This window comes from Neoroseomonas eburnea, assembly GCF_018129005.1.
GTDB classification, from domain to species: Bacteria; Pseudomonadota; Alphaproteobacteria; order Acetobacterales; family Acetobacteraceae; genus Neoroseomonas; species Neoroseomonas eburnea.
In genome coordinates this window covers 214,699-227,071 of sequence record NZ_JAAEDL010000007.1, presented here as the reverse complement: position 1 = coordinate 227,071, position 12,373 = coordinate 214,699, and the positions used below count along the sequence as shown (strand labels likewise).

Here is a 12,373-nt window from a genome sequence, read left to right as displayed (position 1 = left end):
CGCGCCTCCGCCCCCGCCGGGCCAAGGCCCGCCAGCAGCGCCGCCGCCTCCGAGCGGTTGCCGCGGCGCGCCAGCAGGCGGGCGCGGAGCAGCGCGCGGCGCGTCGCGAGCGCTTCGGGGAGTTCCTGCGCGGCGGTCGAATCAAGCGCGGCCAGCGCGGCGGCGGCGTCTCCCATTTCCAGCCGCAGCGTCGCGAGGCGCGCACCGATCTCAGCACGCCCCGAGGGCCCCGCCCGCGACGCCGCGCCGTCGAGCAGCGCCGCCGCGCGCCCCGGCAGGTCGAGCGCCGCCAGCCGGTCGGCCAGCAGCAGCACGGCGGCATCGCCGCGCTCACCGTGCGGCAGCAGGCCCGGATGCGCATCGAACAGCGAGGCGGCGACGAGCGGCGGTGCTGTCTCCAGCGCCGCTGCGAAGGCGGCGGCGAGTTCTGGCCGCAGTTCCGCCGCCTGATCGGGGAAGAGCCGCGACGTCTCGTCCAGCATCGCAAAGGCCTCGGGCCCCTGGCCGGCCTCGATGCGCAGTGCGGCGATGCGGCGCCGCGCCGCCACCTCCTCCGCCCCGCCGCGCCAGGCGAAGAGCGCCTGTTCCAGCGCCGCCGCCGCGCCGCCCGAATCGATCTCGCCGCGCGCGAGGCGGAGTTCGGTCGCGCGCCGCAGCGCCACCGCGCGTTGGCGGCGGTCCCGCCCGCCGACGACGGCCGCGTAGAGTTCCAGCGCCTCGGCACCGCGCCCCTCCGCCTCGGCCAGCATGCCGCGAACCAGGTCGAGGCCCGGCAGATCGCCGGTCTCGGCGGCGAGCCGCGCGGCGCTCGCCGCTTCGCCGCCCGCCACCATGGCCTCCAGCGCGAGAGGCAGCAGCCTGGCGCGCAGGGCCTCCGGATAGGCGAGCAACAGCGGAGCGCCCGCTGCCAGGGCCGGCGCGGCGCCGGCGTCGCCCTCCGCCGCGGCGAGCAGCGCACGCCACAGCGCCACCTCATCCAGTTCCGGAAGACGGGCGTCGGCGATGCCGCGCGCTTCCGCCGCGCGGCCGGCGAGCAGCGCCGCGGCGCCCTGCACCAGGATCAGCCGCGCATCCTCGCGCGCCTGCGGGTCTTCCCGCAGGCCGAGGCCGGCCATGGCCTGCGCCTCCTGCGGCAGACCGAGGGCGAGCAAAGTCTCCGCGGCATCCCGCCGCCGCCTGCCGCGGCCGAGCGGCGGCGTGTCGTTGATCGAGAGCAACTGCACGCGCAGGCGTTCCATCAGTGCCGGCACCGGCGCGACCGGCAGGTCGAGCAGCCGCGACATCGCCAGCGCCTGCGCCGACGGCTCTCGCCCGCCCGCGGCACCGAGCGCGAGCGAACCACCGCCTGCCGCCAGCACCAGGATGCGATCCTCCGCAGGTCGCATCACCACCCGGTCGGAGCGCGCCAGCACCGCCGCACCCATCATGCTGGGCAGGATCTCGAACTCCGGCAGCCGGCGCCCCAGCGCCACGCCCGGCCCGGCGCGGCGCAGCGTCGCGACCAGCAGCGGCTCGCCGGTTTCTGGGTCGGCCAGGGCGACGACGCTGCCGGCCGCAGCGCCCTCCAGGCCGCCCTGCAGGACGAGGTGCGCCGGCGGGCCGGGCTCGGCGACGACGCGCAGCCCCGCCGATTCGGCCGGCGTGCCGCGCGCCGCCTCCAGAACCCAGGCAGCGCCGTCGCGACGGGCGAGCAGACGCGCAGGGGCTGCCAGTCGCAGGCGCAGCAGCGTGCCCTCGCCGGCCGGCAGCGCCTCGAGCCCGGCGAAGACCGGATGGCCGCGCAACGGCGCGAGGTCGAGCGCCAGGGGGCTGTCGAAGACGGCATGGAGGACCTCGCCGCGGCGGAACAGGGCGAGGCCGGTTCCCGCGCCGGCCGGCACAGCGATGGCGGGGGCGTCGCGCAACGGACGGACCGGAAGGGCGCCGGACGGCGCCAGGGCGGGAGCGGCGGTGGGCGCGCGGGATGCCGCCGGGTTCGGCGGCGCGGCGCGCGCCTGATCGGCATGTGGCGGCGCGGCGTTCGGCGGCGCTCCGCGGAGGGGCGCCGCATGAGGCGATACGGCGCTCGGCGCTGCCGCATGCGATGGCGGCGTGTCCGGCGGCCGCGCATTCGGCGATCCTTCGCTCGGCCGGACCGTGCTCGACGAAGATGGGCCGGGCGGCGCGCCGCCCGGCCGCACGGCATCGGATGGCCGCGCGGATGTTGCGCCCCCCTGGTCGCGCCCCACCACGGCCTGCGCAGCGGCGGGCGCCGGCACCGTTGCCGCCGCGTCGCCTTGCCTCGCCGGCATGGAGACCGCCGGCACGGGCCTGCCGCGCGCCTCGCCCGCGGCGACGGCAGCGGGCCGCCGCGCGGACGGTGCGTCGGGCCGCTCCCGTGGCGGGCGTGGCGGCGCCACGGCGCTGGCCGAGGCCGCTGCACCCGCCGGCGTCCCGTCGAGCAGGTCGACCACCACGCGGTTGCCCAGGCGGAAATGCCGCAGCCGCACCTCCGGCGCGACGCGGATCACCACCGCCCCGTCTTCCTGCGCCAGGCCGAGCACGTTGCGCGGCGGGCGGACCACTCCCGCGAGATCGATCCGCCCTGGCGCATCGAAGCGGAGCAGGATGCGCCCGCCCTCCTGCTCGGCGGTATAGGCGACGCGGGAGGGCCAGTCGAAGACCAGCCTGCCGTGATCCGGATGGCTGCCGCCGCGCAGCGGCACCTGCGGCGCGTCCTGCCCCCGCACGGGCGCTGCCAGGGCAGGAAGCAGCAGCAGCGCGGCAACCAGGCGGCGCATCAGTCGAAACTGGCGAGCAGCCGGTCGATCTCGGCCTGGGAGGTCGCGCCGCCGGGGAGCTGCGGCCCGTTGGCGAGTTCCTCCCCTTCCGTCTTCGGCCCCGTTGCCGCTGCGGCCGGCGCAGAGCGGCCGCTGGCATTGGCGACCGCCGCCTCGACACGCTGCTCGATCGCCTTGAGCGCCGCCACCACCTTGCCGATGCGCTGGCCGGTGATGTCCTGGAAGGAGCAGGCCTCGTAGATGCGCGTCACCGCGCCCTGCAGCGCCTCGGCGGCGGCCGGCGGCACCTCCCCCTGAAGCCGCTCGAGCGTTTCGCAGCAGTCGAGGATCTCATTCGTCGCCTGCGCGGTGTGGTCCACGATGGCATCGAGTTCGTCGGTGGCCGAGGGGATATGCGCGCCGGTGATGTCATCCACCGAAAGCTGCGCGATCTCCGCCTTGGCGCGCGCGATGGTGCGGCCGAGCCCTTCCAGCTCGGCCAGCAGCGCCGCCTCCTTCACCGTCAGATCGCCGGCCATGCTGACCAGTACGGCGCGCACCGCGGCCTCGATGCGGTCATCCTCCGGGGGGGTGCCGTCAGGCATGGACGAGCACCTTCTCGATCTTCTCGCGCAGCGTCTCGGCGTTGAACGGCTTGACGATGTAGTTGGAGACGCCGGCCTGCTTGGCCGCGACCACGTTCTCCGTCTTGCTCTCGGCCGTGATCATGATGAAGGGCGTGTTCTTCAGCCGCGCATCGGCCCGCACCTCCTTCAGCAGGTCGAGCCCGGTCATCGGCGCCATGTTCCAGTCGCTGATCACCAGGCCGAAATTGCCCGCCCGCAGCTTGGCCAGCGCCTCCTGCCCGTCGGTCGCCTCGTCCACATTGTTGAAGTCGAGCTGCTTCAACAGGTTGCGGATGATGCGCAGCATCGTCCGGTAGTCATCCACGATCAGGACGTTGATGTTCCTGTCCATCGGCCGCGTCTCGCCTCCTGCCTTGGTCCGTTCAGTCCGCCGCGGTGCGGCGCGCGCGGTGGCGCGCCAGCTCCGCCGTCACCAGCCGCGCCTGCTCGGGGCGCATTGCCCCGATCACCGGCGCCGCCTTGCGCTCCCCCATGCGATCGATGATCTCGACCAGCACGGGCATTTCGAGGTCGTTGAAGATCGCCGCGGCATCGCGCGGGCGCATCGCCTCATAGGTGCGGACCAGCCCGCGCCAGCCCGCCTCCTCGCGTTCGCCCCGCGCGCGCTCCATGCCTTCGAGCCGCTGCTGCAATGCCGCGAGTTCCTCGACCCTCCGGGCAAGGCGCCGCTCGGCCGCCTGGAGCATGACCTCCTGCGCTGCCGCGGCCTGCTCGCGCGCCTCGATCTCCGCGCGCCGGGCGCGGAGCTGTTCGAGCAGCGCGCGCTCGGCCTGCGTCGCGGGATCAGGCGCAACCATGGCCACCGGCTGCGTGGGGGGGGCGGCCGGCGGCGGCGCCGGCGGGCGTTCCGCGCGCACAGGCTGCGGCACCTGGCGCGGCGCCACCGGCGCCGGGTCAGCCGCGCGCGCCGGCGCGATCACCACCGCCGGCCCCCACAGCGCACTGGCGACCCCGCCGGCCTTCACGGCGAAGAGCAGCGCCATGGCGATGATCGCCGAAGGCAGCAGGCGCGGCCGCGGCATCAGCGTCCCGCCTTCGCGGCGCCCAGCGCCAGCGCCCGCATCAGGTCGCGCTCGGCCTGGCTCTGCAGCGGCGCCTCCGCCACCCGGGGGGCCTCGGCGGCCAAGGGACGGCCGGCGCGCACCAGCCCTTCGAGCCGGTCGGCCAGGGTTTCGGCGCGCTCGACCAGATAGCGCAGGTCATCGCGCAGCGGCTCGGCCGCCGCGGTGCGCTCGGCGACCTGCCGCCCGGCGAGCTCGGCCGAGGCGCGCAGCCGGACCATCGCCGCTTCCGCCATGCGCGCCGCCTCCGACAGCCCCTGCGCGCTGCCATCCATCGCCGCACGGTCGCGGCGGATCTCGCGCAGGCTGCGCTCCAGCCGCACCGCGAAGGGGATGGCGGCGCCGAGCAGCCCAAGCAACGCGATCTGCAGCACCCATTCCAGCAGGGACATGCCTCAGCCCTCCATCCGTCGGCCGCGTTCGAGCGCCCGGGCGATGCGCACGGCAAGGCGCTGCTCCTGCCGGCCGAGCTCGGCCTCGAACATCGGGATGTCGCCGCAGCGCAGCCGCACCGGCGCCCCCGGCGCGACGCCGAGCGCGATGCGGTCCCCCACCTTCAGCGCCAGCACGGAGGAGAGCGGCATCACCTGCTCATCCAGCACGACGTCGAGCGCGACCTCGGTGCCGCGCAGCTCCTCGGCGAGGTGCGTTTCCCAGATGCTGTCGCGGCCGAACTTCTCGCCCATGAACTGCTGCAGCAGCAGTTCGCGGACGGGCTCGAGCGTGGCGTAGGGGAGCAACAGCTCGAGCTTGCCGCCGCGATCCTCCATGTCGACGCGCAGCCGCACCAGCACGCAGGCGTTGGACGGGCGCGAGATGGCGGCGAAGCGCGGATTCACCTCCAGCCGGTCGAACTTGAATTCCACCGGGTAGAGCGGCTCGAAGGCCGCGGTCAGGTCGTCCAGCACCACGCCGATCAGCCGTTCGACGAGCGTGCGCTCGATGGTGGTGTAGGGCCGCCCCTCGATGCGCATGGCCGCGGTGCCGCGCCGCCCGCCCAACAGCACGTCCACCACCGAATAGATCAGCGCGGAATCGACGACGACGAGGCCGTAGTTGTCCCACTGCTCCGCCCGCGTCACGCCGAGCATCGCCGGCAGCGGGATGGAATTCAGGTAGTCCGCGAAGCGCAGCGAGACGATGCCGTCGATCGACACCTCCACATTGTCGGAGGTGAAGTTGCGCAGCGTCGTCGACAGCAGCCGCACCAGCCGGTCGAAGACGATCTCCAGCATCGGCAGGCGTTCATAGGACACCAGGCCGGAGGAGATGATCTTCTGGATGCCGCTTTCGTCGGCGGCCCCGGCCGGCCCGCTCTCGAAGCCCAGCAGGCTGTCGATCTCGGCCTGGTTGAGCACGCGGGTCGCATCCGGCGCAGGCGCGGCGAAGGTCTCGGCGGGTTGCGCCCCCTCCTCCTCCAGCGCCGCACCCCAGGCGGCCGCGAGGTCGTCCTCCTCCTGGCTGCCGCTCACTGGATCAGGATCTCCACGAAGAGCACGTCGTTGATGCGCGGCGCGGCCTGCGTGCTGCCCGCCGGCGGCGCGACAGCGATGTTGGCGCGCGCGATCAGTTCCTCCCGCAGCCGGTGCGTGCCGGCGGACCCGCGCAGTTCCTCGGGCCGCGTCTCGCGCAGGTAGGTCTGGAACAGGTCGAGCAGCCGCGGCATCGCGGCCTGGATGGCGACGCCGTCCTCGGCGCGCGCGATCTCGAGCTTGCTGCGCAGCTTGACGAAGACCGGCCGCCGCCCGGTGGCGTTGAGGTTGGTGATGATCTCCGGCATGTCGAAGAAGGCCGGCGGGCGCGGCGCCTCGGCCTGCGCGGCGCCTTCGGCTTCGCGCGGGGCCGGGCCCATGCCGAGCAGCGGCGGCAGGATGCCGCCGAACCAGAGTCCGGCGCCCGCGCCGCCCAGGACGAGCGGCAGCGCGAGCAGCAGCAGCTTCTTCCTGCCGCCGCCCTTCCCGCTGTCCCCGTCCTGTTCCGCCCGCGGCGCCGCCGACATGCCCTGCCTCCTGCAAGGGCCACAGCATCGCCCGGCGCCGTTAAGGAAGGCTTGCGGGCGCGGAACTGCCGGCCGGTACGTCCCTTGCTGCCGCCGCCAGGCAACAACTGCCGCCCCGGACCGGCCGCGGAGGTGGCACGCCGGTTGCGCCAGCCCACGCCGGTGGCGCCAGCCGGCGCGCACCTCGACCGGAGACGCGACGCATGGACAGCCCGGGCTACATCATCCTTTCGCGCCTGACGCTCCAGTCGCGCGCGACGCAGGTGCTGGCGCACAACGTCGCCAATGCCGACACGCCGGGCTTCCGCGCCCTGCGCCCGGTCTTCGCAGAATTCGTCGCGCGCCAGGACCTCGCCGGCACGCCGTCCGGCGGGCGCAGCGTCCACCACGTGCAGGACCGCGCCACCTGGCGGGAGATGCAGACCGGCCCGATGCAGATGACCGGCAATCCGCTCGACCTCGCCCTGACCGGGGACGGCTTCTTCGCCGTCGAGACGCCACGCGGCGAACGCTTCACCCGCGCCGGCCGCTTCACCATCGGCGACGGCGGCCGGATCGTCGACATGGAGGGCAACCCGCTGCTGAACGACCAGGGCGAGCCCATCGCCGTCGCGGCCAACGACACCCGCATCGAGATCCAGGGCGACGGCACCATCCGCAGCGAGAACGGCACGCTCGGCCGCATCCGCGTCGTCCGCTTCGACAATGTCCAGGCACTGAAGGCCGAAGGCGACCGCATCTTCGACGCCGGCGCCGAGCAGCCGCAGCCGGTGGACCGTCCGGCCATCCGCCAGGGCGTGCTGGAAGGCAGCAACGTCCAGCCCATCCTGGAAATGACCCGCCTGACCGCGGAACTGCGCGAATTCCAGTTCGCCGCCCAGTTCGCCGAACGCGAGGGCGAGCGCCTCTCCACCGCCGTCGAGCGCATCCTGCGCCGCCGCTCGTAAAGGTCAGATCCCGATGCGATCGCTCCACGTCGCCGCCACCGGCATGATGGCCCAGCAGAACAATGTCGAGGTCATCTCCAACAACATCGCGAACATCTCGACCACCGGCTACAAGCGCCGGCGCGCCGAGTTCCAGGATCTGATCTACCAGAACCTCCGCCGCTCCGGCTCGCAGAGCGCGGATACCGGCACGGTGTTGCCCTCCGGCGCGCAGATCGGCCTCGGCGTGCGCACCGCCGCGGTCTATCGCATCTCCGAACAGGGCAACCTGCAGCAGACCGAGAATCGCTTCGACATCGCCATCCGCGGCAATGGCTACTTCCAGATCCAGCTTCCCTCCGGCGAGACCGCCTATACCCGCGACGGCACCTTCGGGCTCTCGGCCGAAGGCACCATCGTCACCGCCGAAGGCTTCGTCGTGCAGCCCGGCATCACCATCCCGGCCAATGCGCGCGACGTCACCATCAACGCCAATGGCGAGGTGCTGGCGAAGCTCGACGGCCAGACCAATCCGCAGAACGTCGGCCAGCTCCAGCTCGCCATCTTCGCCAACGAGGGCGGGCTGGAGGCGATCGGCGACAACCTCTTCCTCGCCACGCCGGGCTCGGGCGATGCGCAACAGGGCGCGCCGGGCACGCCGGGCTACGGCCAGACCATGCAGGGCTTCATCGAGACCTCGAACGTCAACGTCGTGCAGGAGATCACCTCCCTCATCACCGCGCAGCGCGCCTACGAGATGAATTCCCGCGTGATCACCGCCTCCGACGAAATGCTCTCCACGCTCACGAGGCTCCGCTGATGCTGCGCCGCGCCCTCTTCGCCCTGCCCCTCCTCGCCTTGCCCGCGCGGGCCGAGGACCTGCCCCCCGCCCCGCGCCCCGTGGTGCTGGCCGAGGACGCCATGCTCCGCCTCGGCGACCTGTTCGAGAATGCCGGCAGGCTCGCCAACCAGTCGGTCGGCGCCGCGCCGGCGCCGGGGCGGCGGATGGTGCTCGATGCCGCCAACCTCGCCGCCATCGCGCGCCGGCACGGCCTCGCCTGGCGGCCGCTGTCGGGCGAGGAGCGCAGCATCGTCGAACGCCCCGGCCGCCCGGTCCCGCGCGAGGAGATCGAGGCGCTGCTGCGGCTCGACCTCGCGCGCCTCGGCGCCGAGGCGGAGACCGAGCTCGAGCTGCCCGGCTTCGCCCCGCCGCTCGTGCCCCTCTCCGCCCTGCCGGAGATCGCGCTGGAAGCGCCCTACTACGACGGCACCTCGCGGCGCTTCTCCGCGACGCTGGTGGTCGCCGCCGAGGGCATGCCGACCCAGCGCCTGCGCATCGCAGGCCGCGCCCTGCCGACCGTGCCGGTGGTCCTCGCCGCCCGCCGCATCGCGGTCGGCGAGGTGGTCCGCCCCGGCGACATCGAGGAACGCCGCATCCGCGCCGAGCGCGTCCGCCCCGGCACCGCGCAACGCGCCGAGGAGGTGATCGGCCGCCAGATGCGCCGGCCGATCGGCACCGACCTGCCCTTCATGCTGGTGGACCTGGTCGCCCCCGTCGTCGTCGCCAAGAACCAGCCGGTTCTGATGCTGCTGGAAGCGCCGGGCCTGGCGCTGACGGCGCAGGGCCGGGCCATGGAGGCGGCCGCCCTCGGAGAGGTGCTGCCGGTGATGAACCTCGCTTCCCGCTCGGTGGTGGAGGCCGAGGCGATCGGCCCCGGCCGGGTGCGCGTGCGCGCCGGCGCCGTGCCGATGATCGTCGCGCGGAGGAATTGAGCATGCATCGCCTCGCCCTTCTCGCCTTCCCGTTGCTGCTCGCCGCCTGCTCGGGCGCGGAGCGGCTGTCGCGCCTCGGCGACGAACCGCAGATGGCCGGCGTCACCAACCCGACCTCCGACCCGCGCTGGCGGCCGGTCTCCATGCCGATGCCGAACCCGCAGGACCCGCCGCTCGCCAACAACTCGCTCTGGCGGCCGGGCAGCCGCACCTTCCTGCGCGACCAGCGCGCCGCAGCGGTCGGCGACATCGTCACCGTGCTGGTCTCGATCCAGGACGAGGCGGAGCTGGAGAACCGCACCATCCGCTCCCGCGACAACAGCGAGGGCATGGGGCTGCCGCGGCTGCTCGGGCTGGAATCCTCCTATGCGCGGCTGTTCCCGAGCGGGATCGACCCGTCCCAGCTCGTGCAGGCGAATTCCACCAGCGGCGTGAACGGTACCGGCGCCATCCGCCGCAACGAGACGGTGACGCTGCGCGTCGCGGCAACCGTCGCGCAGGTGCTGCCGAACGGCAACCTGGTGGTGACCGGCCGGCAGCAGGTGCGGGTGAACAGCGAGTTGCGCGACCTGACGGTGGGCGGGGTCATCCGGCCGCAGGACATCGCCTCCGACAACACGGTGCGGCACGACCGGCTGGCGGAAGCCCGCATCGCCTATGGCGGGCGCGGGACGATCAGCGACGTGCAGCGGCCGCGCGTGGGCCAGGAATTGCTCGACATCATCCTGCCGTTCTGAACGCCGGTGCCCGGGGGTGCAGGAAGGCGGAAGCTTCCTGCGTTCGGCGTGGTCACCCCTCCGGAGCGCCCCTCCCCTCCGGACCACCCCGCCACGGGGCCCCATTGCCGGTGCAGGGCATCGGCAATGGGGCCCCATCGGCCGAAAGGCCTTTGGAAACCGTCCTTTGGCGCTGCGGGGCAGGGGCGAGGCGGTCCGGGGCAGCGAAGCACCGACCGGTTCGCGAGCGTTCGGCTTCCGCATAGGATGGCGGGGCACGGCGCACGAGGCGGGCAGGATCCATGTGCGGGCGATACTTCCAGCAACGCTCCTCCGGCGACGTCGCGCGCTACTTCGGCACGAAGAACGCGACGCCGAACCTGGTGCCTTCCTTCAACCGCGCGCCGACGCAGGACGGGCTGGTGGTGCGACGGCATCCCGAGACCGGGCAGCGGCACCTCGACGCGCTCCGCTGGGGCCTGGTGCCGCGCTGGGCCAAGGATGCCTCCGGCGGCGCGAAGATGATGAACGCCCGCAGCGAATCGGTCGCCGAGAAGCCCGCCTTCCGCGAAGCCTTCCGCAAGCGCCGCGGCATCGCGGTGGCCGACGGCTTCTACGAATGGCAGGCGCCGCCCTCGGGCAAGGGCGCCAAGCAGCCCTTCGCGGTGGCCATGGCCGATGGGGCGCCGATGCCGCTCGCCGCGCTGTGGGAAGGCTGGCGGGCACCGGACGGCACCATCCTGCGCACCTTCACCATCCTGACCACCGAGGCGGCGCCGGAACTCGCCCCCCTGCACGCCCGCATGCCGGCAATCCTGCCGCCCGAGGCCTGGGACGCCTGGCTCGGCACGACGGAGGCCGACGAAGCGGCGCTGCTCGCCCTGCTGAAACCCTATCCGCGCCGGGGCCTTGCCGTCTGGCCGGTCAGCGCGCGCGTGGGACGCGTGACGGAAGACGACGCCGGGCTGATCGCGCGCGACCCCCTGGCCCAGCCGCCGCCGGGGCTCGACGACCCGCCGCCGCATTTCGGCGGGAGCAGATCCCGATCAGAGGGGATCGCCTGATCGGGCGATGATGCTCATGACGGCAAGGGCAGAGCGGTTGCCGTGAGCCGGCGCTGACGCGAGCCGCTTGAGGCACTACGGGAAGGGCGAGCCTCATCGTCGCCACCCGCGGCGCTGCACCCCTCCGGCCGGAAGCCCCGCCTCTGGCCGCGGGCGCACCGCGAAGCCGCCTCTCGTCACCGCTGCGCCGCCGGCCAATCCGCGCGGATGCGCGCCGCCCAGCGGCTGATACCGGCCAGCCCTTCCGCTACCCCGGCATTCAGGGTCCTTGTTTCGCGCGCGACCGCCCCACCAGGCCCGCGCGCCATGCCCTCGCCCGTCCGATGACCGGGTCACCAGCGAGGCCCGGCGGCATGAGGGCAAGACAGCTCAATCGTCGCGGTGAACCCGCTCCATCCGCTCGTGGCGTTCCTGTGCCTCGATGCTCATGGTCGCGATGGGGCGGGCTTCGAGGCGGCGGAGGCCGATCGGCTCGCCGCTCTCCTCGCAGTATCCGTAGGTGCCGGTTTCGATGCGATCGAGCGCCTGGTCGATCTTGCTGATCAGCTTGCGGGCCCGGTCCCGGGTGCGGAGTTCGAGCGCCCGGTCGGTCTCGACGCTGGCGCGGTCGGTGAGGTCGGGCTCCGCGATCCCTCCCTCGGAGAGGGAGGAGAGGGTTTCGCCGGCCTCGCGAAGCAGGTCCTGGCGCCACCTCAGCAGCTTCTGGCGGAAGTACTCCAGCTGCAGGGGGTTCATGAACTCTTCGTCGTCCGAAGGTCGGTAGTCGGGCGGCAGCGTCACGAGCATGTCAGTCCATATCCCCCGGCGCGAAGGTCCAGGGCGCCTTCGCGGCAGCGCCCAGACCCCCCCTCTGAAAGCGGGCGGAACATAGACGCGGCCCCCGGCGGAAGCCAAGAGGGACCTTCGCGACAAATGACTGAAACGGCGCGCTTTTCAGTCGCGTGACACGGATCAGCCAATCCCGCGCCGGGCCAGCTCGATCCGGGCACGGAGGGAAATGGCCGCAATCGACTCGGCGAGCATGGGATCGGCCGCCGCCTCCCCCTCGGCCAGGGCAGCGAGGGCCTGCAACCGCGCCGGGTCCACCCGGCCGGACAGCAGCTCCACCTGCAACGCGGCCAGTTCCCCCAGCATCGCCTCCCCCCGCCGGCGGGCGCGGGCATCGCGTTCGGCGGCCGGGGCCGTCTCCTGCAAGGCGAGCAGGCCGATCGCCGAAGGCGCGGCGGCGGCCTGGGCGGCGGCGGGCTCCGAAGCCTCCGCGCCGGGCCCGAGACGGAATCCACCCCCCGCCCCGCGCGTCCCCCGTCCCGCCCGTGTCGCCGCGCCCGCCCCGACGCCGCGAATGCCGACCATGCTGTCCTCTCCTTCCGCCGTCCCGGCATCTCCGGCCGGTCGCCCGGCAACCCTTGCCGGTCAGACCTGCCGTCC

At 73.6% G+C, this 12,373-nt stretch carries 13 protein-coding genes and 1 pseudogene; 5 read left to right on the top strand and 9 right to left on the bottom strand.

Annotated features, from left to right (window positions below; translation table 11 throughout):
- The 7 genes and pseudogenes from GXW74_RS09720 to GXW74_RS27955 form a co-directional block, all read right to left on the bottom strand.
- Positions 1–2,780, bottom strand: a pseudogene (locus GXW74_RS09720) (hypothetical protein); the annotation flags it as partial.
- Positions 2,780–3,364, bottom strand: a complete 585-nt coding sequence (locus GXW74_RS09715) for a protein phosphatase CheZ (RefSeq protein WP_211846290.1) — start codon at positions 3,362–3,364, stop codon at positions 2,780–2,782. The pseudogene GXW74_RS09720 and the gene GXW74_RS09715, both read right to left, overlap by 1 nt.
- Positions 3,357–3,737: a chemotaxis response regulator CheY gene (locus tag GXW74_RS09710; protein WP_211846289.1), complete on the bottom strand. Its 381-nt coding sequence runs from the start codon at positions 3,735–3,737 to the stop codon at positions 3,357–3,359. The genes GXW74_RS09715 and GXW74_RS09710 overlap by 8 nt, the downstream gene beginning before the upstream one ends.
- Positions 3,738–3,768: 31 nt before the next feature.
- A complete protein-coding gene (locus GXW74_RS09705) occupies positions 3,769–4,428 on the bottom strand; it encodes a MotE family protein (RefSeq protein ID WP_211846288.1) in 660 nt (219 codons plus the stop codon).
- The gene (locus GXW74_RS09700) at positions 4,428–4,859 is read right to left on the bottom strand and encodes a DUF6468 domain-containing protein (RefSeq protein WP_211846287.1); all 432 of its coding nucleotides are present in this window, start codon (positions 4,857–4,859) and stop codon (positions 4,428–4,430) included. The genes GXW74_RS09705 and GXW74_RS09700 overlap by 1 nt, the downstream gene beginning before the upstream one ends.
- Positions 4,860–4,862: 3 nt before the next feature.
- The gene (gene fliM, locus GXW74_RS27960; protein ID WP_338148192.1) at positions 4,863–5,939 is read right to left on the bottom strand and encodes a flagellar motor switch protein FliM; all 1,077 of its coding nucleotides are present in this window, start codon (positions 5,937–5,939) and stop codon (positions 4,863–4,865) included.
- Positions 5,936–6,466 (bottom strand): flagellar basal body-associated FliL family protein, encoded by a 531-nt coding sequence (locus GXW74_RS27955; protein ID WP_246523120.1) that lies wholly within the window; start codon positions 6,464–6,466, stop codon positions 5,936–5,938. Before GXW74_RS27955 ends, fliM begins: the two co-directional genes overlap by 4 nt.
- A gap of 203 nt (positions 6,467–6,669) precedes the next feature.
- Here GXW74_RS27955 and flgF point away from each other — a divergent pair, with 203 nt between their 5' ends.
- The 5 genes from flgF to GXW74_RS09670 all read left to right on the top strand — a co-directional run bounded on the left by flgF (position 6,670) and on the right by GXW74_RS09670 (position 10,945).
- Positions 6,670–7,413, top strand: coding sequence for a flagellar basal-body rod protein FlgF (flgF, locus tag GXW74_RS09690; RefSeq protein WP_211846285.1), 744 nt, complete (start codon positions 6,670–6,672; stop codon positions 7,411–7,413).
- A 13-nt stretch (positions 7,414–7,426) separates the two neighbouring features.
- The gene (gene flgG, locus GXW74_RS09685) at positions 7,427–8,212 is read left to right on the top strand and encodes a flagellar basal-body rod protein FlgG (protein ID WP_211846284.1); all 786 of its coding nucleotides are present in this window, start codon (positions 7,427–7,429) and stop codon (positions 8,210–8,212) included.
- Positions 8,212–9,165, top strand: coding sequence for a flagellar basal body P-ring formation chaperone FlgA (gene flgA, locus GXW74_RS09680; protein ID WP_211846283.1), 954 nt, complete (start codon positions 8,212–8,214; stop codon positions 9,163–9,165). Before flgG ends, flgA begins: the two co-directional genes overlap by 1 nt.
- A 2-nt stretch (positions 9,166–9,167) precedes the next feature.
- Positions 9,168–9,902 carry a flagellar basal body L-ring protein FlgH gene (gene flgH, locus GXW74_RS09675; protein ID WP_211846282.1) on the top strand — a complete coding sequence of 245 codons (735 nt, stop codon included), beginning with the start codon at positions 9,168–9,170 and terminating at the stop codon, positions 9,900–9,902.
- Between the two features lie 281 nt (positions 9,903–10,183).
- Entirely contained in the window at positions 10,184–10,945 is a 762-nt protein-coding gene (locus GXW74_RS09670; protein ID WP_211846281.1) for an SOS response-associated peptidase, read from the top strand.
- Positions 10,946–11,314: 369 nt separating this feature from the next.
- Here GXW74_RS09670 and dksA read toward each other — a convergent pair whose 3' ends face one another.
- Positions 11,315–11,731, bottom strand: coding sequence for an RNA polymerase-binding protein DksA (gene dksA / locus GXW74_RS09665; protein WP_211846280.1), 417 nt, complete (start codon positions 11,729–11,731; stop codon positions 11,315–11,317).
- A 165-nt stretch (positions 11,732–11,896) separates the two neighbouring features.
- A complete protein-coding gene (locus GXW74_RS09660; RefSeq protein ID WP_211846279.1) occupies positions 11,897–12,298 on the bottom strand; it encodes a flagellar assembly protein FliX in 402 nt (133 codons plus the stop codon).
- Positions 12,299–12,373 lie beyond the last annotated feature (75 nt).